18 protein-coding genes are annotated in these 19653 nt (G+C 63.3%); 10 read left to right on the forward strand and 8 right to left on the reverse strand.

Features of this window, described 5'->3' with window-relative positions; all coding sequences use genetic code 11:
- The first annotated feature begins 111 nt into the window (after nt 1-111).
- Nucleotides 112-555: a carboxymuconolactone decarboxylase family protein gene (locus WC729_RS14670; protein WP_372854019.1), complete on the forward strand. Its 444-nt coding sequence runs from the start codon at nt 112-114 to the stop codon at nt 553-555.
- Nucleotides 556-607: 52 nt separating this feature from the next.
- On the opposite strand, the gene WC729_RS14675 is transcribed toward WC729_RS14670, so the two are convergent.
- Entirely contained in the window at nt 608-2023 is a 1416-nt protein-coding gene (locus tag WC729_RS14675; RefSeq protein ID WP_372854021.1) for a PLP-dependent aminotransferase family protein, read from the reverse strand.
- Between the two features lie 90 nt (nt 2024-2113).
- Between WC729_RS14675 and WC729_RS14680 the strand changes: the two genes are divergently transcribed.
- The 8 genes from WC729_RS14680 (at nt 2114) to WC729_RS14715 (ending at nt 13235) form a co-directional block, all read left to right on the forward strand.
- Nucleotides 2114-2527 carry a cupin domain-containing protein gene (locus tag WC729_RS14680; RefSeq protein ID WP_372854023.1) on the forward strand — a complete coding sequence of 138 codons (414 nt, stop codon included), beginning with the start codon at nt 2114-2116 and terminating at the stop codon, nt 2525-2527.
- Nucleotides 2528-2580: 53 nt separating this feature from the next.
- Nucleotides 2581-3669 carry a TlpA family protein disulfide reductase gene (locus WC729_RS14685; RefSeq protein WP_372854025.1) on the forward strand — a complete coding sequence of 363 codons (1089 nt, stop codon included), beginning with the start codon at nt 2581-2583 and terminating at the stop codon, nt 3667-3669.
- Nucleotides 3670-3921: 252 nt separating this feature from the next.
- Nucleotides 3922-5115: an efflux RND transporter periplasmic adaptor subunit gene (locus tag WC729_RS14690; protein WP_372854027.1), complete on the forward strand. Its 1194-nt coding sequence runs from the start codon at nt 3922-3924 to the stop codon at nt 5113-5115.
- A 10-nt stretch (nt 5116-5125) separates the two neighbouring features.
- Nucleotides 5126-8353 carry an efflux RND transporter permease subunit gene (locus WC729_RS14695; RefSeq protein ID WP_372854029.1) on the forward strand — a complete coding sequence of 1076 codons (3228 nt, stop codon included), beginning with the start codon at nt 5126-5128 and terminating at the stop codon, nt 8351-8353.
- Entirely contained in the window at nt 8350-9867 is a 1518-nt protein-coding gene (locus WC729_RS14700; RefSeq protein ID WP_372854031.1) for an efflux transporter outer membrane subunit, read from the forward strand. The genes WC729_RS14695 and WC729_RS14700 overlap by 4 nt, the downstream gene beginning before the upstream one ends.
- Complete coding sequence (locus WC729_RS14705; protein WP_372854033.1) at nt 9830-11380, forward strand: aldehyde dehydrogenase family protein; 1551 nt, start codon at nt 9830-9832, stop codon at nt 11378-11380. Before WC729_RS14700 ends, WC729_RS14705 begins: the two co-directional genes overlap by 38 nt.
- Nucleotides 11381-11459: 79 nt before the next feature.
- Nucleotides 11460-11912, forward strand: a complete 453-nt coding sequence (locus WC729_RS14710; RefSeq protein WP_372854035.1) for a nuclear transport factor 2 family protein — start codon at nt 11460-11462, stop codon at nt 11910-11912.
- Between the two features lie 339 nt (nt 11913-12251).
- A complete protein-coding gene (locus tag WC729_RS14715; protein WP_372854037.1) occupies nt 12252-13235 on the forward strand; it encodes a methyltransferase in 984 nt (327 codons plus the stop codon).
- A 359-nt stretch (nt 13236-13594) separates the two neighbouring features.
- Here WC729_RS14715 and WC729_RS14720 read toward each other — a convergent pair whose 3' ends face one another.
- The 7 genes from WC729_RS14720 to WC729_RS14750 all read right to left on the reverse strand — a co-directional run bounded on the left by WC729_RS14720 (nt 13595) and on the right by WC729_RS14750 (nt 17737).
- Nucleotides 13595-14047, reverse strand: a complete 453-nt coding sequence (locus WC729_RS14720; protein ID WP_372854039.1) for a DUF3788 domain-containing protein — start codon at nt 14045-14047, stop codon at nt 13595-13597.
- Nucleotides 14048-14135: 88 nt separating this feature from the next.
- On the reverse strand, nt 14136-14723 hold the full coding sequence (locus WC729_RS14725; RefSeq protein WP_372854041.1) for a cytochrome P460 family protein: 588 nt from the start codon (nt 14721-14723) through the stop codon (nt 14136-14138).
- A 37-nt stretch (nt 14724-14760) separates the two neighbouring features.
- On the reverse strand, nt 14761-15381 hold the full coding sequence (locus WC729_RS14730; protein WP_372854043.1) for a cytochrome P460 family protein: 621 nt from the start codon (nt 15379-15381) through the stop codon (nt 14761-14763).
- 103 nt (nt 15382-15484) lie between these two features.
- The gene (locus WC729_RS14735) at nt 15485-15985 is read right to left on the reverse strand and encodes a Dps family protein (RefSeq protein ID WP_372854045.1); all 501 of its coding nucleotides are present in this window, start codon (nt 15983-15985) and stop codon (nt 15485-15487) included.
- A gap of 56 nt (nt 15986-16041) precedes the next feature.
- On the reverse strand, nt 16042-16284 hold the full coding sequence (locus tag WC729_RS14740; RefSeq protein WP_372854047.1) for a DUF2171 domain-containing protein: 243 nt from the start codon (nt 16282-16284) through the stop codon (nt 16042-16044).
- A 154-nt stretch (nt 16285-16438) separates the two neighbouring features.
- Nucleotides 16439-17419, reverse strand: coding sequence for a CorA family divalent cation transporter (locus WC729_RS14745; RefSeq protein WP_372854049.1), 981 nt, complete (start codon nt 17417-17419; stop codon nt 16439-16441).
- A gap of 36 nt (nt 17420-17455) precedes the next feature.
- Nucleotides 17456-17737, reverse strand: coding sequence for a GNAT family N-acetyltransferase (locus tag WC729_RS14750; protein ID WP_372854051.1), 282 nt, complete (start codon nt 17735-17737; stop codon nt 17456-17458).
- Nucleotides 17738-17914: 177 nt separating this feature from the next.
- Between WC729_RS14750 and WC729_RS14755 the strand changes: the two genes are divergently transcribed.
- Entirely contained in the window at nt 17915-19594 is a 1680-nt protein-coding gene (locus WC729_RS14755) for a cation:proton antiporter (RefSeq protein WP_372854053.1), read from the forward strand.
- Nucleotides 19595-19653 lie beyond the last annotated feature (59 nt).

Consider the following 19653-nt stretch of genomic DNA (forward strand, 5'->3'; position numbering starts at 1 on the left):
GCTCGGTTACCGATACGCAGTGTCGCATGTCCGAGCCGGGCCAAGCGGCCCTGCCTGGAAGGCACATCTCTCGGGAGCGGCCGATGGTCAAATTGGTGGATGGACAGATAGATGCCGGCGCGACTGGACTATAACCAGATCGCGCCGAATGGCGTGCGCGCGCTGGGCGGAGTCTATGCCTATGTCTTGGAGAGCGACCTGCCGCCCGACCTGGTCGACCTGGTCTATCTGAGGGTCTCGCAGATCAACAACTGCGCCTATTGGCTGGACGTGCACACGCGCGATTTGATGAAGAGAGGCGTGTCCGTCGAGAAGATCGCGTTGGTTCAGGCGTGGAAGGAAGGCGGCGACCTCTTCGACGAAACCGAGCGCGCAGCGCTAAACTGGGCAGAGTCCGTGACGCGCATCGCCGCCACCGGCGTACCGGAAGACGCTTATCTCGCGGCGAAAGCGGTCTTCGGCGATAAGTTGCTCGTCGACCTCACCATCGCGATCACCCTGATGAACGCTTATGATCGCCTGGCGATCAGCTTCCAGAAGGACCTTACGGGGTGACCACGACCTGGGCCGAGCGCGTTGCATCGGGCTTTTGCGCCCGGCACCGTCCCTACGCGCTGAACCGGCGCACAATATCGAAAAGCCGGTCACAAGACGCTTCCAAGCTGTGCGATGGAGACGTCGCGACGCCCAGTAGGAGACCGGTTTCGGCGTTTGGGGTCGAGGAGTACCAGGTCGAAAGAGGCGAGGGGGACATGCCAAACGCGAATGCTTCCTGCACCACAGCGACGTCCGACGTTCCCCGAGGCAATTTCAACAGTACGGCCAGGCCGGCCGTGGCGACATTTTCCGGCCCGGCCACGTTTCGAAGATATTCCACCAATGCATGGCGCTTGGCCGCGTATGTCCGCTTCGTGCGACGTAGATGGCGAATGAAATGCCCTTCACGCATGAACTCGGCGGTTGCAAGTTGCACCGCCGGACCAGGCGCGGGCGCGAGACATGCCGCCACGTCGGCAAACCGGGAGGCGTGGTCGATCGGTGCGACCACAAACCCGAGACGGATATTCGGGCTGATCGTCTTGCTGAACGAGCCGATGTGGATGACCCGGCCTTCGCGATCGAGCGAAGCCAGCGCCGGCGCCGCGCCGCCGGAAAGCTGCAGCTCGCCCAGATAATCGTCCTCAACCACCCATACGTCGTTCGCCGCCGCCCAGTCGAGCAGCCGAAGGCGGCGATCGAGGGACAAGGTGGCGCCAAGCGGCGCCTGTTGACCGGGCGTCAGCACGACGAGCTTCGCGTCGGGATGATGACGAATGCCATGATCGACGTCGATGCCTTCGCCGTCCACCGGAATTGGAGCGACCGACAACCGCGCCAGCTCAAGCGCCTTTCTGGACCATGGAAAGCATGGCTCTTCTATCCAGGCCGTCTTTCCGCTTAGTCCGAGAACGGCGAGCGTCAGGCCGAGGCCGGCACAGAAACCGCCAGTGATGATCACCTGCGATGGCTGGCAATTGATCCCCCGGGCAACGGCGAGATAGCCGGCAACCTCGCGTCGCAGCTCGATCTCGCCGCGCGGGTCGGGGTATAGCGGCGGCGCGCTGGTCGTCGCGCGAACCGCATTTGCTTGTATCCTCGCAAACAGCACTGCAGGAAATATCTCGGCCGACGGGATGCCCATCTGGAAGAGCGCGGGGCCTCGCGTCATTTCCTGATAGGTCAGCATGAACGAGCCCTCGTCGGGCGCCGGCTCGGATTTTGTGCCCACGCGCGGGCGCGGAGCAACCCGGGTGCCTTTCGCTTTGGCGGCCTCGATCAGCTGGGCTGCCGCCAGCTTCTCGTAAGCCAGCCGCACCGTGCCGCGCGCTACCCCGAGCTGGGATGCAAGATCCTGCCATGAGGGAAGCCGGGCGCCGGGTGCCAGCACGCCGGTTTCGATGGCCTTGGCCACGCCCCGTCGGATCTGCTCCGTCAAGGTGACCTTCGCCGTCCGATCCAGATTGAGGTCGAGATGCTGATCCATAGGATAACCGGTACACGACTTTAGTGGGTTCTTGGTGCTTTTTCTAGACCCAAGCGGCTGGCATCATAGCGGCATAAAGGGAGATACAAGATGAGACTCCGAGCCATCGTTGCTGCCACCGCCATCGCCATCGCCGCCCCAAGCCTGGTTGCCGCGCATGGCGGCCGGTCCGAGACGGTCGTGCCAAGATTCAATGAGGCGATACCGAACATCCCGGGCAAGTCCCTGATCGCCGTCGAGGTCGATTATGCGCCGGGCCAGGCGTCCAGGCCGCACATGCATGCCAAGTCCGCCTTCATCTTCGCCTATGTAATCTCGGGTGAGATCGAGTCGAAGGTGAATGGCGGCGAGACCCGTATCTTCAAGGCCGGCCAGAGCTGGTCCGAACCGCCCGGCGCGACCCATTCGATCAGCCGCAATCCCAGCAAGACCAGACCGGCCAGGCTGCTGGCGGTGTTCGTCGTCGATACCGACGACAAGGCGCTGACCACTCCCATCAAGTGACCCGAGAGGTCGGTGCATCTCCGGTCCGACCCCCCGACGGACATCTCTTTCCAATGACGGACACCACCGAAATGAAATCCGCCCCCGCGGCCCTGCTCGCCCTCCTGTGCGCCGCCTGTCAGCAACAGCCCGTGTCCAAGACGACGGCAGGCGGCGATCCTCAAGCTAGCGCGCCGGCGCCCGGAGACCCGGCGTACATCGCGGAAGATCCGCGACTCTCCAAGCTCGTTGGTCAGCCTGGCCCGGCCATCAAGCTGCAGATGGTGGACGGGACGAAGATCGACCTCAAGAAGGTCTATGGCGCGAAGCCAGTCTATCTGAAGCTGTGGGCGACCTATTGCATTCCATGTCGGGCACAGATGCCGGGTTTCGAGAAGATCCACGAAACCTATGGCAGCCAGATGGACGTGATCGCGGTGAACGCCGGCGTCGGCGACGATGCCGAGAAGGTGAAGGCATTCGCTGAGAAGTCGGGCATGCACATGCCGCTGGCGATCGACGACGGCTCGCTCGGGGCCTGGATCAAGCTGCAGGAGACGCCGCTCCACATCATCATCGGCCGCGACGGACGCGTTCTCTACGCCGGCCACCAGGACGGTCCCCAGGTCGAGGCGGCGATCAAGACGGCCATCGCCGCCAGGGAAAGCGGACCGATCGCCACCGCGGACGTCGCCAGCATCGTTGCGCTCAAGCCCGGCGATATCGTGCCGGCCATGACGCTGCGCGACAGCCGCGATCGGCCCGTGGAGTTCAAGGCGGGCGCCACTTCTCGTCCACGCGCGATCCTGTTCTCGTCGGTGTGGTGCGAAACCTACCTCAAGGACACCGAGCCGCAGAGCGTTCCGAAGTGCAAGTTCGCGCGTGAGGAAGTCGATCGCGTGGCCAGTTCCAGCGGCGTGGAGTGGCTCGGCGTGATGAGCCATTTATGGACCAACCCGGGCGCGCTTGCGAAATATGAGGCCGACGAAAAGCCCAGGATCAGGACAGCGGTCGATAGCGACGGGACGGCGTTTCGCACCTTCGGCATTCGCCGTTTCCCGGCGATCGCGGTTATCGACAAAGAGGGACGCCTCGTCCGCGTGCTGGGGCCCGACGAGACCGACGCCACCGGCACGGTCCTCACCATCGTCAAATCCAGATAGCTGCCCGGCCAGCCGGGCCCACCGAAGAGGCGCGCGCTCGCGGCCGGCCGATAGATGCGCCCGGTCGTGACGACGCGCGCGTCCGGTCTTCGCGTCCGACGGCCTTCCACGTCCATCCGGGTCCAGTGGAATGAACTGATGCCCACCCTGTAACCGCAATCCACCCCCGAGCGTGATCATGTCGAACCCCAGCCGTCGGCGGGGTCGCACTGAAACGACGTGGCGCCCGGAGCGCCGCAACAAGGGGTGATTATGCTTCGCATTCCGGCCGCGGTTCTGGTGTTGGTCGCGTTGGGCGCGTGCTCGAAAAAGGCGCCGCCCGCGCCTCCGGCTTTGCAGGTAGCGGTTGCCAGCCCGCTGTCGAAAGACGTAGTCGATTGGGACGAATATGTCGGCCACTTCGAGGCGCCGCAATCGGTCGAGCTTCGCGGCCGCGTCACGGGTCAGATCACGAAGGTCCTGTTCAGCGACGGCCAGAATGTGCGCGAGGGGCAGCCGCTGTTCGTCATCGATCGGCAGCCGTACAAGGCCGCGCTCGACCAGGCGCGTGCCGCAGTCGAAAGCGCCAGGGCGACGCTCCAGAACGCCATCTCGATCGCGGCGCGGTCGGCGACGCTCGAAGCAACGCATGCGGTGAGCAAGGAGGAGCTGGAGACCAACCAGGCCCAGGTCCGAACGGCGACCGCCGCGCTCCACGCCGCGCAAGCGGCAGTGGAAACTGCCGAGATCAACTACAAATGGACCATCGTGCGCGCTCCCGTCTCCGGACGGGTCTCGAGCCGTCGCGTTTCGGTCGGCGACCAGGTTCAGTCGGGGACCACTCTCCTCACGACAATCATGTCGCTCGACCCGATCTGGTTCGTGTTCGACGGCGCCGAGAGTTTCTATCTGAAATATCTTCGCCAGGCGCGCGAGGGGCAGCGGCAGTCCTCGCGGGATTATGCCAATCCGATCGACATCAGGCTGTCCGACGAAAACGGCTTTTCCCATCGCGGCAAAATGGTGTTCGTCGACAATGCCATCGACACCGAGTCAGGCACGATCCAGGCCCATGCCGTCGTCGACAATCACGACCACTTCCTGACCCCCGGCATGTTCGGGCGCGCGCGCCTGCTCGGGTCCGGCAGCTATCGCGCCATGCTCGTCCCCGACGAGGCGATCGTCACCGAACAATCGCTCAAGGAAATCTTCGTCCTCGCGCGTGACGGCACCGTCACGAAGCGCACGATCGAGACCGGACCCGAGGTTCTCGGACTGCGGGCGATCAGAGGTGGCCTTGCGTCGACCGATCTCGTCATCCTGGACCATCTCGCACTGCTCAAACCAGGAATGAAGGTCGATCCGCGCCGCACCGCGATCAGGCCGCGCAACGCCGATGCCGGCCCGTCCGCACCCCCGGTCGCTGCGCCCGAGCCGTCCACCGCGACCGCCTCCGACGCGCGCTGAGGGCTGACCGATGCGCTTCCCGCACTTCTTCATCGAGCGGCCGGTCTTCGCGGCCGTGCTCGCGATCCTGATCACCATCATGGGCCTGGTGGCTTATCCGCAGCTGCCGGTCGGCCAGTATCCCGAGGTCGCGCCGCCCACCGTGGTCGTCAACGCGCGGTTCCCCGGCGCGACCGCGGAGACGATGGCATCGACTGTTGCCGTTCCGCTCGAGCAGCAGATCAACGGCGTCGAGCACATGCTCTACATGTCGACCTCGTCGACCGGTGACGGCACGGTCGCTATCACCATCACCTTCGCGCTCGGCACGGACGTCAATGAGGCGCAGGTACTGGTCCAGAACCGGGTCGACGAAGCGCTCCCGCGACTGCCCGACGAAACGAGGCAGATCGGCGTCACCGTCCGGAAGATCACCGCGGAAGATCTTGTCGGCTTCGCATTCTACTCGCCCGACAACTCGCTCGATACCGACTTCATCTCGAACTACGTCACCTTGCAGATCAACGACCGTATCAAGCGCGTCCCGGGTGTGGGGGATACGGTGCGCTTCGGTGGCCGCGACTATGCGATGCGGATCTGGATCGACCCGGATCAAGCAGCGGCGCGGAACCTGACGGTTGATGAGATCGTCGCGGCCATTCGTGGCCAGAACGCCCAGGTCGCCGCCGGCATTATCGGCCAGCCACCATATGGCACGAAAGCGAATGCCTATCAGCTCGGTGTGGACACCGAAGGGCGGCTCACCAGTCCGGAGCAGTTCGGCAACATCGTTCTCAAGCGTCGGGCCGACGGAGCACTGACGAGATTGCGTGACGTTGCAAGGGTCCAGTTGGGCGCCCAGGATTATTCGACCAATGCATTCCTGAACGACCGCAACGCGATCGGCCTGGTTCTCAAGCAGCAACCCGGAACCAACGCCCTCGCAACGGCAGACCGCGCCAAGGCGCTCGTCGCCGAGCTGTCGAAGGACTTCCCGAAGGGGATGGCTTACTCGGTGGCTCACCACCCGCTCGACTTCGTGTCCGACTCGATCCGGGACGTGAAGGAGACGCTTCTCATCGCGCTCCTCCTCGTCTCGTCGATCGTCCTGCTTTTCCTCCAGAGCTGGCGAGCGGCCCTCGTCCCATTGATCGCCATTCCGATCTCGCTGACCGGCAGCTTCGCGACGATGGCGGCTTTCGGCTTCTCGCTGAACAGCCTGTCGCTCTTCGGACTGGTGCTGGCGATCGGCATCGTGGTGGACGACGCGATCGTGGTCGTCGAGAATATCGAGCGATTGATCGTCGAGAAGCATCTGTCCCCGAAGGAGGCAGCCCACGAAACGATGAAAGAGGTCTCCGGCGCGCTGGTGGCAATCGCGCTGGTGCTCTGCGGCGTTTTCCTGCCGACCGCCTTCATCCCTGGTCTGTCGGGCGAGTTCTACAAGCAGTTCGCGCTCACGATCGTGTCGGCCACCGTGGTCTCGGCCTTCATGTCGCTCTCGCTATCCCCCGCGCTGGCCGCGTTGCTGCTCAAACCGGCCGACAAGCGCACCGAGCCCAAAACCGGGATTCTTGGAGCTCCGGGCCGATTTGCGCGGTGGTTCAATCACCTCTTTGATCGCCTTTCGGTGCATTACGGCCACCTCACCAGCAAGCTTGTGCGCCGCCTGGTGATCCTCGCGGTAGTCTACGGCCTGCTCATCTTTACGACGGGTTGGCGCTTCTACGTCACGCCGCAGGGTTTCATTCCATCCCAGGATCAGAACCTCCTGCTCGCGGTGCTGCAGCTGCCGCCCGGCTCGTCGCTCGAACGCACGACCGAGCTCTCGAAGGAAGTGCAACGGGCGGTCGCAACCATCCCTGAAGCGGATCACTCGCTGACCTTTGCCGGGTTCGATGGGGCGACCTACACCAGTGCCTCCAACACAGCTCTCATCGCCGTCCACCTGAAATCGCAGGGCGACCGTTCCGCTAATGCCGATGCAGTCGCGGACAAGCTGCGCAAGGCGTTTTCCGGCATCACCGGAGCAAACGTCCTGGTGATCGCGCCGCCGCCGGTCCGAAGCATTGGCCTCGCGAGCGGCTTTAAAATGGAGCTCGAGGACCGCACCGGCCTTGGTTATGCCGCCCTTGAGAAGGCTGCGCAGGATGTGATTGCGGAGGCGAACAAGGACCCCGCGCTGCGGCGGGTCTTCACGACCTACAACACCGCCACGCCACGCCTTCATGTAAAGATCGATCGGGAGAAGGCGGAGCAACTAGGCGTGCCCGTGGATCGCGTGTTCTCGACGCTCAGCACCTACCTTGGCTCAGCCTACGTCAACGATTTCAACTATCTCGGCCGCACCTGGCAGGTGGTCGCTCAAGCGGACACGTCGTACCGGCAATCGGCGGCCGACATTCTCCAGCTGCGCGCTCGTTCCGATACCGGGAAGATGGTTCCGCTGGCGGCCATCGCGGAGGTGGACAAGCAAGCAGGTCCATATCGCGTCGTCCGCTACAACCTGTTCTCGTCTGCGGAGATTCAAGGTGAAGCCGCGCCCGGCTACTCCTCCGGTCAAGCCATCAAGGCGATGGAAGAGATTTCGGCGCGGGTTCTGCCGAAGGGCATGGGTATCGAATGGACCGATCTCTCATATCAACAGACGCAGGCGGGCAATACCGGCATCTATGTCTTCGGGCTGGCGGTTCTCTTCGTGTTCCTGCTCCTCGCCGCCCAATATGAAAGCGTCGTGCTGCCGCTGGCGGTGATCCTCATCGTTCCGATGTGTCTCCTCGCCGCCATTCTCGGGGTCAACCTGCTCGGCATGGACAACAACGTCCTGACGCAGATCGGGCTGGTGGTGCTGATCGGCCTCGCGGCCAAGAACGCGATCCTGATCGTCGAGTTTGCGAGACAGGGAGAAACGGAAGGGCTGACCCACTGGGAGGCAGCGACACGCGCTGCCCACCAGCGTCTCCGTCCGATCCTGATGACGTCGATAGCGTTCATCCTTGGCGTGTTCCCGCTGATCGTCGCGCACGGCGCCGGCTCGGAGATGCGCAAGGCGCTGGGTGTCGCCGTATTCTTCGGGATGATCGGCGTGACCTTCTTCGGCCTGATCTTCACGCCGAGCTTCTACGTCATCAATCGCCTGATGGCGGAACGGATCTCCGCATGGACTGCGCGTGCTCGCGCCCGGTTCGGGACGCACACCGACGTCGCTTCAGGCACACCCCAAATTGCGGCCCCGGCGCCGGCGGGAGACGAGGCATGATGCCTGTACGGACACTTTCCACGGCACTGCTTCTGTCTGGCGCACTGGGGCTCGCAGGTTGCGCGGTGGGGCCAAACTACCGACCCCCCGCCGTATCCGAAGTCGCAAAGCAGCCATTCAAGGAAGGCGCATCGACCGTCGCCGTTTCCACGGCACAAGCCTCTTCCAAATGGTGGGAGCTCTATTCCGACCCGGTGCTCTCTCGGCTGATCAATGACGCCTTCCGGTACAACACCGACATCCGGGTGGCCGCGGCAAATCTCCGGCTCGCCCGAGCGCAACTCTCCGAGGCAAGGGCGGGACGCCTTCCGACGACCAATCTGTCGACCTCCTACTCGCGCCAGCGCGTCGGAGCCGACCAGCTTGGGCCGGCGACGGGTGGTAGCGCCACGGGATCCGGGTCCGATCATAGCGACTTCTATTTCTACCAGGCAGGCTTCGACGCCAGCTACGAAGTCGACGTGTTCGGCCGCGTTTCACGATCGGTCGAGGCTGCTCGAGCCGACGCGCAGTCAACCGAAGCGACCCTCGAAGGGGTCAGAATTTCGATCGCGGCGCAGGTAGCTCAAAGCTATGCCGATGCCTGCGGCGCGGCGATGCAGGCCGACGTGGCACGCGAGACCGCGTCGCTCGAGGCGAACACGCGCGATCTGACCCAACGCTTGCTCGACGCCGGCCGTGGCACACAGCGCGACGTCGATCAGGCCAACATCCTTGTCGAGCAAGCCAACGCCCAGGTGCCGGGCTTCGAGGCAGAGCGTCGCGCGCAACTCTATGCGCTGGCGACGCTGACCGGCCGGCCGCCCGCCGACATCGACGCAGACGCCTCGGCGTGTCGCATCGTGCCAAAGGTGAAGACCCAGATACCGATCGGTGATGGCGCCGCCCTCCTGGCTCGCCGCCCCGATGTGCGCGCCGCGGAACGCAAGCTCGCGGCCGATACTGCGCGGATTGGCGTTGCTACGGCCTCCCTCTTCCCGTCTGTCTCGTTGCTCGGATCGGTGTCGCTCGGCGCACCCAAGATCGGCAACATCGGAAAGTCGGCGTCGTTCGGATACTCGCTCGGTCCGCTCATTTCGTGGACGTTCCCCAATTTCAGCGTGGCCCGGGCTAAAATCCGTCAGGCGCGCGCGGGGTCGGACGTTTCCTTGGCCGAGTACGAGGGCACGATCCTCACGGCGCTTCGGGAGACCGAACAAGCACTCGCCCGCTATGCAGCAGCCCTCGACCAGAATGCCGCACTCGCGCGCGCAACTGCGTCGGCGGAAAGTGCCGCCAATCAAACGAAGCAGCGCTTCGACTCCGGGCGCGACAACTTCCTCGACCTTCTCGTCGCCGAGCAGAACCGTGCGGCGGCACGCCAAGCGCTCGCGCAATCCGACACGAACGTCGCGAACCTCCAGGTCTCGCTGTTCAAGGCGCTCGGCGGCGGCTGGGAGGGCGCGCCACCTGTCCTCGACACGCCACCGCCCGCCGTTGGCGGCGATCAGACGAAGCCCCCAAACGGAATGTGATCCCCTGGCCCCCCGAAGGAGTAAGACGATGTCCAAATCCCCCGATTTTCAGTTCGAATTGATGCGGCCCGAGCTTTGGGACGGCAAGATGTACGTCGGCTCGTGGATCGCTGCGAAGAGTTCCATCCCGATCAGCGACAAGGCGACGGGAGAAACGATCGGCACGATGGCTGACGCGAGCGCAGACGAGATGGCCGCCGCTTGCAACCAGGCGAAGGCGATCGCGCCAAGCTGGGCGGCGGTTGCGCCGAGCGAGCGCGCCATCATCCTTCGCCGCGCCGCCGAGCTGCTGGTCAAGTATCGCGAGGAGGCGGTGTACTGGCTCGTCCGCGAAGCCGGGTCCTCTCGCTACAAGTCGAACTTCGAGATCGACGTCACCCGGGATTATTTCGTTCACGCAGCTGACCTTCTCTCCGAGCCGTGGTCGACGGTGGTCAAGGACGACGCCGAGACCCTCAGCTATTATGAGCGCAGACCACTCGGCGTCGTCGGGGTCATCGGCCCGTTCAATTGGCCGCTCGTGCTTGCCCTTCGGGCAGTCGCTCCGGCGCTCGCGGGCGGGAATACCGTCGTGCTGAAGCCGAGTTCGATCACGCCGGTGTCGGGCGGTCTGCTGTTGGCCCGCATTCTCGAAGAAGCAGGGTTGCCGGCGGGCGTGTTCAGTGTCGTGACCGCGCGCGGGGGCGTTGGTGGAGCGCTGGTGCGTGATCCGAACATCGCCATGATCGGCTTCACCGGCTCCACAGCCGTCGGCCGTGACATCGGCGGAGCGGCCGGCGGCGAGCTGAAGCGGTTTTCGCTGGAGCTCGGCGGCAAGAACCCGTTCGTGGTGCTCGCGGATGCGGACATCGAGCTGGCGGCTCGCGCGAGCGCGTTCGCGAGCTTCCTGCACCAGGGACAGATCTGCGTCGCAGTGGGGCTCCACATCGTCCACGAAAGCGTCGCGGTGGCCTATTCCACACGTCTCGCGGAACTCGCACGCGAGATGACCATCGGCGACCCGTGGAAAGAGACGGTCCAACTTGGCCCCATCATCAGCGAGCATGAGCGCGACAGGATCCACCAGCTGGTGCAGGACGCCGTAGCCGAGGGCGGAAAGGTGCTGGAGGGCGGCACCTTCGAAGGCCCGTTCTATCGCCCGACGGTCGTGACCAACCTTACTCCCACGTCGCGTCTCGTGACGGACGAGGTATTCGGCCCCATTGCGCCGATCATCACCTTCCGAGACGATGCAGAAGGGGTGCGGCTGGCAAATGCCTCGAAATACGGCCTGGCGGCATCGGTCTTCGGTGAGCTGAACCACGCGCGAGAAGTCGCGAAGGGCGTCGAGAGCGGCATGGTGCATCTCAACGATCAGACGATGAAGATCGACGTCAATGCCCCATTCGGCGGGGTCAAGCAGTCCGGGAATGCCTCTCGTATCGGCACCGCGACCGATCTCGACGAATTCACCACCTTCCGGTGGATGACCGAGATGAAGGTCATTCCGTCCTACACCATGCCGACCGAATGAACGGCTGACCGTAAACGCCAGATCAAGACTGACCCGCCGGCTGCCTTTCGGGTGAAGGCTTGCCTCGAACCGAGCGCCGGTGGGTCAACCGTCCAATCGCCAGATCAACAATCCTTCCGGAGTGACTTCGATGAATTCCGTTCATGTAGACGACTATTTCAAAGCTTTGAGCAGCCGGGACAAGCTCGGTATCGCGCCGCATTTCGCGGAAGGTATCGTGCTTCACGGGCCGATCTATGCCGATGTCATCGAGGGCAGGGACGCCGTCGTGGCGATCCTCTCCGGTTTTATCGAAACGATCGAAACCCTCGAGGTAAATCTGTCGATTACGTCGGACAGGGACGTGGCGGTGTTCTTCACCTTCGCGCGCGATGGCATCACGGTCCAGGGAAACGAGCGTCTTCACCTCGATGACGACGGTCTGATCGACAGCATCACCGTGGCCTGGCGGCCGCTCCCGGCCGCAGTGGCGCTCCAGGAAATATTCGCGGCCAAGATGGGCTTTCCGGTGATGCATCTGGTTACGGAATAGCTCGCTGCGTACCGGCGGCCTTCTTCCGCGAGATGGGTCGTGAACACCTGTTCGACAAAGGCATCCCTTCCCCTGCGCCGGGAAATGGAGGGGTCGTGACCTATTTCGAGGGCGTTTACGGCCGAAGCTTCCAGGCCGGTGCGTCGATCGGGTTTTGAGACGCATCTGACGCCCAAACTATTGAGCATCGTCTCTCGCGGATTCGCGTCCAGGGACAGACGCCTGCTGTTCCAGTCTACCGCACAACATGTGCCAGTCTACCTAGGAGTACCCATGAACAACCCCCAAGGACTTGACCAGATTCCGACCGCTGACGGAATCGATCTCGGCGAGCGCATGATGGGAATGATCACCGGCTATTGGGTCACTCAGATGGTCCGAACCGCGGTGGAGTTCGGCCTGCCCGAGCGCCTCTTGGAACAACCCATGACCGCGCAGGCGCTCGCCGAAGCGGAGGGGCTGGACGTCGATGCCACCAGGCGATTCCTACGCGCCTGCGCGTCCCAGGGGCTGACCACGGTGGACGACGACGGGCGCTTCGCCGGCACGCCGTTGCTCGGCTTGCTGCGCAAGGACAATCCGCAGTCGCTGCGCGGGTTCGCGGTGGCGCTGGCGAGTCCGGGCCACTGGAAGCCGTGGGGACATATGCCCGAGGCAGTACGCGCCGGGGCGCCGCAGACGATCCCTGTGCTGGGTGCTGGTATTTTCGAATATTATCAGCAGAACCCTGTCGAGAACGAGGCCTTCACCAATGCCATGCGCGACCTGACGGCGGCGGTATCCGCTGAGGTGGCGCGGCTGCTCGACACCAGCGCTCTTGACCATGCCATCGACGTTGGGGGTGCCGGTGGCGCCTTGCTGATCGCGTTGCTCGAAGCCAACCAGGATTTGCGCGGCACCGTATTCGATCGCCCCGATGTCGTTCCGGAGGTGCCGCGGTTTGCCTCGGCCGCCGGCGTGCAGGATCGCACGGCGGCAGTCGGGGGCGATTTCTTCGAGGAAGTGCCGTCAGCTGACCTCTACCTCCTCAAGTACATCCTGCATGACTGGAATGACGAGCAATGCATTGAGATACTGCGCAACTGCCGTCGATCGGCACCCCCCAGCGCTCGGATCGCGATCATTGAGCTTCTCGTTGGCCCGGCCAATGAGCCAGGTCTCGCGCCGCTCATGGACATGAACATGTTGGTGATGGCGACCGGCCGCGAACGGACGCTGGACGAGTATCGCATTTTGCTCGCCAAGGGTGGTTGGGGCGATGTTCAGGTGATCAGGACAGAGACGCCGTTCGTGATCCTCGACGCGGTCGCACAACCGCTCTGATTATCGATCCCCGGTCGAATGGTCAGACGTTCAGCCGGGGAGAGGCAGGGCAGGGGCAGGGTGGAAGCCGCGCTAGCGCCTTGCAGGGGAGCTGCGCCGATCGTCGCGATGTCGGAGCATTGTTTGCTGGCGCGGTCCTCATGCTGATCGGTGTCGGAGCGGCACGCCAAGTACGGCGGCAACCGGGAGTACCGCGTTCACCGGTATGCCGCGCGTGACGTTGTTTGAGCTATTCCTGACACCTGGTGTCTAGGTCGCGGTTCGGAAGCCGGGCGGCGCGGTGTGGGACATGTCCGATCCATCGATCACCGGTGGTCGACCAACGTCACCACCAGCCGTCGATGTTCCTCCCGCGGCGTTCAGCCCGCCGTCGGCGGGCGTTTCATGGTCAGCAACTCCTTCAGCTCCTCACGGTCTTCCGCCGAACCGATCGCCACCGTCAGGAACCTGCCATCAGGATAGGTCTTGGTCCCGTCATAGAGTTCGACCAATTGAGGGCGCCAGAGCGACCGCCGGTCCTCGAACTTGTCGCGTTCCAATCCGCCGAACACGACCACGACCGAAAGCCGCCGGTATTCGGGGAGGAAGGTGCAGAAGGCCTTGGTCTTCTTGTAGCGCAGCGACCAACCCTTCTTCTGGCCTCCATAGAGCCATTCCGGCGTGAACACGCCGGGATAGGATTTCTCGATCCAGCTCTGCAACTCGACCCACTGCGCGAATGCCTCAGGGCCGAGCCAGTCTCGGATCGTCTCCGCACTGGGGGTCGATGATTTATCAGTGATCCTGTCACCGATCTGGGGGGCCTGTTCCATGCCGCTTTCCTTCCATCACGTTTTCGCGTCCACCCAGGGCGGTGTCGCTTCGGTCGCCGAGGGCACCCCTTGGGCGCCCTCGGCGAGGTCATTTCCGCAAGACCGGATATCCGTTCACGTAGATCCAGTCGGTCGCCTGCGCCGGCACGTGGCAGCTTTGGCAATCGTTCTTGTAGTTGGTCGATGTGGTGTGGGTCGGGTTGCCGGCATCGAACCAGGACCATCCCCAGCCGTCGCCCCATAGGGGTTTGCCCCGGTGGGAATTCTTGCTGTCCTTGACCATCACGAACCAGCCCTTGAGCTTCTCGGCATGGCTGACGGTGCCGGTCGTCATGTCGGCCGTCTGGGTCTCGTAGACTTCCTTCACGAGGACCGTTCCGTCGGGGAATTGCCGGGTCTTCTGATAGGCGGCCGCCGCTCCCGGTGAGGCATAGACGATATGCATCTCCTTCGAGCCCTTGCCGTCGGCCGCAATCGCCCAGGTACCGAGGGTCTGGTAGGTCGTGCGATAGTCCGTCGGGACCCGCATATTCCCGCCGGCATCGACGATTGATGTGTCCGCTGCCGCAGGACCCGCGCCGGTCGCGGGTTTCTGAGCGCAGCCGGCCACGAACGCAATCGCGGACCCGAGCAGCAACGTATAGCTCGCAGCAGTTCCAAGCCGCATTTTTTTCATGTCGCGCCTCCTGAAGTTCATCCAGCGTGATGCCAGCTTATTTGAGCGAGAGATTGTCGAGCAGCGGGTAGAACTGGGTCCACACGTCGTCTTTTTTCGCGCTACCGATATGGCAAGCCGCGCATTCGTCCTTCGGCTTCGGCATGGCCGTCGCTGCCTTTGGCTCGTGATGATTGAAGTTGTAATATCCCCACCCACCGGTGGCGGCATATCGCTTCGTGTCCTTCACGCTGACGTCGGCACCATTGTAGGCGCCGGGGAAATAGCCGCGACCGGAGGGCTCCGTTCTCGACCCGTCCGGACTTTCGCCCGGTAGCGTGAGCTGCAATTCCTTGAAGAAGATCGTTCCTTCGGGAAACACCCCGGTCTTCTTGTAGATCGCGTACGAACCGGGCTCGATATAGACGTTATGGAATTCGGGGAAATTGGCTTTCCCGCCGTTCAGCGCGTTCGGGGTAAGGGGCGCGCCGATAAAGACCCAGCTTCGCCAGTTCCGAGGCAGTTTTAGCGATCCGTCCGCCGCATATTCCGGCAGGTACCGCCCATTCGGCGCATCCGGTTGCGCGGACGCCTGGGCTTTCACGCGCGACTGAGCATAGCCAAGCGACGTCGCCAAAACGGCTACGCTCGCAAGAAATGGAATCCAGGCCTTCCGCATGCCACCCTCCTTGATCGCATTGAGCATTCAAGAAGATCACGGTCCGGCACAGGCTGCGGTTACAACCTGTGCCGGGGTACGGAAAAAATCCCTTCTCGCGACCTCAGGCCGAGCGTCCGGTTTCAAACAGGAACCAGGCGCGCTGCTCGGCTTCGTCGGTCAGGGTATCGATCATGGCCGAGGTGGCATTGTCCTTGGCCGCGTCCGCCGCGGCCTTCGTGGCCCGCAGCGATTCAACCAGGTAGAGATTGTCCTTCCTCAGCTCGGCAAGCATGTCGGCGGCACCGACGAAGTCGGCATCATTGTCCTGCAACGTCTGGCGCCGGGCAATGTCGCTGATCGAGCGCACCGTCGTGTTCCCGGTCTTTCGAACTCGCTCGGCGATCACATCAGTGCCGAGGAGGATTTGACCGGCCTGTTCGTCGAACAGGAGGTGGTAGTCCCGAAACGACGGTCCCGAGACATGCCAGTGGAAGTTCTTCGTCTTGAGGTAGAGCGCGAAGCTGTCGGCCAGCGTCGCGTTCAACCTATCGGCGAGGCCGGCCGCAGCGTCTCGATCGAGATCCGTCGGCGTCCGGAGCGGCTCGGGACTCACGTTCGTCATCTTCACATTTTCCCTTTTTTTGCTCAGCCGATCACTGCCGGAGCGTGGTCCTGTGCCTATTCTTCTTCCTCAAAGGTCACCGCGACATCGCCGTTCGCGCTGAGGCGGACGGTCGCGCCTTCGACCTCGGCGACCAGGCCACGGGAGATGAAATGGTGGTGGCCCTTGTGCTGGCCCTCGCCACTGTCGGCCTTGGCCAGCTTGATGCGGTCGCCGACCACGCGATCAACGGTCCCGACGTGTGCGCCATCCGCGCCAATCACTTCCATATGCTCTTTCACGGCTTCGAATCCGGCCATTTGATTGATCCCCGTTCATGTGAATTGTGGTGTCGTTCGAAAGTCTCCGGCGAATCCGACGCCGGCGACCAACATCACTCGCGCCGCTAAGGTGCCGGGTTACAGGAACCGGCCGACACTGATCCGGAGAGCCAGGCAAATCGGACTATGCGCTTCAATTGGCCTTGCCGGGCCTCAACCATCCCAGCCGCCGGAAGCGCCAATAGAGGAAGCCGCAGATAGCGGCCATGGTGCCGAATATCGTCAGCGATTCCCATGTCGTCAGCGACGAGGGGCCACTCACGAAATTCATCCCGAAGATGCCGGATATCGCGGTCGGTATCGCCAAGATGGCGGCCCAGGCGGCGAGCTGGCGGGTTATCGCCGATTGCCGTTGCTCCTCGAGGAGACTGCTGGCTTCCATCGCAGTCCGGATCACGTCGATCAAACCATCGCTCATGGCATCGATCCGCGCGAGATGATCGAGGACATCGCGGAAATAGGGCTTCGCGCCGTTGGAGACGCAAGGAAGATCGAGATTGGCGAGCTTGTTGCACACGTCGCTCATCCGGGTGAGCACGCGCTTGAAATGGATAGTCTCGCGCCGGAGCTGGAAGATCCGCGAGATCTCCTCGCGTCCCAATGAGCTGTCGAGCAGGCGCTTTTCCATCAACAGCACTTCATCGGCGAACATCTGGACGATGGGGAAATAGTCGTCGACGATCAAATCGAGGACTTGATGGGCGACGAATTCCGGCCCCACCATTTTCTTAGCGCCTATCCGATCGATCTGCTCCCTCAGCCTGTGGCCAAAGGCGGTTTCCATCCGACAAACCGTGATGATCCGTCTCTCAGCGAGGAAGATGTTGATATCGGTATATTCGATCCTGCTGTCGCTAAGAGCAGCTGCCTTCACAGCGACAAAGATATGATCGTCATAGAGATCGACCTTCGCCAGCTGCGACGCGCTCATCGAATCCTCGACGGCGAGTTCGTGTAGCCCGAACGTGTGCTGAAGCTTGCCGATGTCGTCGCCCTCGGCATCCACGACATCGATCCAGGCGAAACCCTGTTCGGGCACAACGGCGGTAGTGCCGTCCCACTCCATCCATCGCGCAACTTCGTTGCCGTCATGCACCGCGGCCAGGATGCTCACCGCGCTGTCTCCCGAGCCACAAAACCTGGGAGCAGATCACCCATCGAGCATAACGGCATATTCAGGGTTGCGGGCGGCGTAGGCGGCCATGAACGGGCATTTGGCGACCACCCGCTTACCGTCGGCCTTGAGCAACTCGAAGACCGCATGCGCGAGCCGCTTTCCGATGCCTTGCCCGCCATATTCGGGCGGCACCTCTGTGTGCCGAAGGACCACGCGACCGTCTTCCAGGCTGTAATAGGAAAGCGCCACGGCTTCGTCAGCGATCGGCAGTTCATATCTGCTCATCGACACATTGTTGATGATCTCGTCCGTCATCGCGCCTTCCTTGTGGTTCCTTGAATGGCTCGGACGGGACAGCCCAAAAGTTACATCGGCAGTGAGGGGGCAACGGATTGATCTTCGGGCGTAACCGTCCGGCCGCTCCAACCGAGACATCTCAATAGGGTTCGGAACAAAGGCCGGGTTCTGCCAACACAACCAAGGGTAGTGCTCGTGGAGATCGCCGAAGCTGTTTTTCCGATCCTGATCATTCTGGCGCTTGGTATCGCAGCCGCGGTCCTGTCGCGGATGGCGCGAGTGAACCCGATCGTCGGCTACCTTTTTCTCGGCATGATGGTTTCCGCGGTGCACCCGGCACTGCTTTCGGCAGGCGGGACGGTTCACCTCCTGGCCGAGCTCGGTGTCGTTTTCCTGCTGTTCGATATCGGTCTGCATTTCTCGACCGCTCACATTAGACGCGAAGCAGGCGACATATTCGGCTTCGGACCGCTCCAGGTCGGGGCGTCGACGCTCCTTATCGCCACCTGTGCCTGGGCGCTGGGTCTCGCTGCGATGCCCGCGTTCATCGTCGGCACCGCACTGGCGCTTTCGTCCACCGCCATCGTGGCGGGCGTTATCGCGGACCGTCGGCAGCAGAATTGTCCTGTCGCATTGACTGCGGTCGCGATCCTGATTTTCCAGGACGTGGCCGCGATCTTCCTCCTCATCCTGACGACGTCGCTGGAGAGCGGCGCGGCAGGTCCTGCCATGCTTGCGGCGCTGTTGAAGACGGTGCTGGCTATCGGTCTGTCGCTGCTGTCGGCCCGCTTCATTGTGCGACCGCTCTTCGCGATCCTCTCGAAACACGGCGCTGAGGAGGTCTTCACCGCGACCGCTCTGCTGATCGCGCTGGCGGCAGGCTGGTTGGCCGCGACGGTGGGCTTGTCGATGACGCTTGGCGCCTTCCTCGGTGGCATGATGGTCGCCGAAAGCCCGTTCAAAGCCAGCGTTCGCTCGGAGATCGGACCGTTCCGCGGCCTGTTGGTCAGCTTCTTTTTCCTCTCCGTCGGCGCATCGCTCGACCGCGCCGTGATCGAAACCGCCTGGCCCGCGATCCTTTTGATGGCGACCGGAATCATCGCGCTCAAATCGATTGCCAATATCCTGGCGAGTCTGGCCTTTCGCTGGTCCGTCCCGGGGTCCGTTCAGCTGGGGGTGCTGATGGCCGGCGGCTCGGAATTCGCCTTCGTCGTGTTCAACGTGCCCGCCGTTCGCTCTGCTGTCGGTAGTGCAAACGTTGCCCAGCTCATCGCTGCTGTTGCACTGACGCTCGCGGTGACGCCCGCGCTCGGTTACATCGGCCGGACCGCCGCGGGTCGCTTGCGGAGCCGCGCGACGCGCAGGATGCAAACCGAACTGGTGCCGCAAGGAAATGTCAATCCGGTGATCATCGTCGGGATGGGCGATGTCGGGCGGACGATCGCCGACGCCCTCGGGGAATTCGACATCGGCTATGATGCCGTAGAGCGCGATGGCGCCCGACTTCGCCGGGCCGTGGCAGATGGCTACAACGCTTCCTTCGGGGATGCCTCGGATGCCAGGCTCTGGCGTGCCGTCGATCTCGGCGGTCGCGAATTCAGTGTGATGACGGCGGCCTCGATCGAGGCCGCCCGCGACTGGATGCCATCGTCCGTCGCGCTGTTCCCCAACCTCCACCGCCTCTGGGTGGTGCGCACCGACGACGAGGCCGCCCAACTGAACGAGCTTGGGATCGAAGCAGTGGTCTCGGCCGAGGCGTCGCACGGCATCGAGGCGGCCGAGGCGTTGCTGATGGTCCTGGGCGTCGCGCCGGACGCGGTATCCGCCTGGGCCGACCGGCAGCGCGTGCGGATGGCGAAGCCCTTGGCCGCTTGAGGCGCGCCTCGCCGTCGCTATGTCTGGCGCCGGAGGTCGGATGCGGCGATCGAGCCGTC

It is taken from the genome of Sphingomonas sp. (assembly GCF_041661825.1).
Taxonomy (GTDB): domain Bacteria; phylum Pseudomonadota; class Alphaproteobacteria; order Sphingomonadales; family Sphingomonadaceae; genus Sphingomonas.

Coding starts and splice junctions, on each gene's coding strand:
- WC729_RS14670 (WP_372854019.1), top strand. CDS start 112: ATGCCGGCGCGACTGGACTATAACCAGATCGCGCCGAATGGCGTGCGC.
- WC729_RS14675 (WP_372854021.1), bottom strand. CDS start 2,023: ATGGATCAGCATCTCGACCTCAATCTGGATCGGACGGCGAAGGTCACC.
- WC729_RS14680 (WP_372854023.1), top strand. CDS start 2,114: ATGAGACTCCGAGCCATCGTTGCTGCCACCGCCATCGCCATCGCCGCC.
- WC729_RS14685 (WP_372854025.1), top strand. CDS start 2,581: ATGACGGACACCACCGAAATGAAATCCGCCCCCGCGGCCCTGCTCGCC.
- WC729_RS14690 (WP_372854027.1), top strand. CDS start 3,922: ATGCTTCGCATTCCGGCCGCGGTTCTGGTGTTGGTCGCGTTGGGCGCG.
- WC729_RS14695 (WP_372854029.1), top strand. CDS start 5,126: ATGCGCTTCCCGCACTTCTTCATCGAGCGGCCGGTCTTCGCGGCCGTG.
- WC729_RS14700 (WP_372854031.1), top strand. CDS start 8,350: ATGATGCCTGTACGGACACTTTCCACGGCACTGCTTCTGTCTGGCGCA.
- WC729_RS14715 (WP_372854037.1), top strand. CDS start 12,252: ATGGGAATGATCACCGGCTATTGGGTCACTCAGATGGTCCGAACCGCG.
- WC729_RS14720 (WP_372854039.1), bottom strand. CDS start 14,047: ATGGAACAGGCCCCCCAGATCGGTGACAGGATCACTGATAAATCATCG.
- WC729_RS14725 (WP_372854041.1), bottom strand. CDS start 14,723: ATGAAAAAAATGCGGCTTGGAACTGCTGCGAGCTATACGTTGCTGCTC.
- WC729_RS14730 (WP_372854043.1), bottom strand. CDS start 15,381: ATGCGGAAGGCCTGGATTCCATTTCTTGCGAGCGTAGCCGTTTTGGCG.
- WC729_RS14735 (WP_372854045.1), bottom strand. CDS start 15,985: ATGACGAACGTGAGTCCCGAGCCGCTCCGGACGCCGACGGATCTCGAT.
- WC729_RS14740 (WP_372854047.1), bottom strand. CDS start 16,284: ATGGCCGGATTCGAAGCCGTGAAAGAGCATATGGAAGTGATTGGCGCG.
- WC729_RS14750 (WP_372854051.1), bottom strand. CDS start 17,737: ATGACGGACGAGATCATCAACAATGTGTCGATGAGCAGATATGAACTG.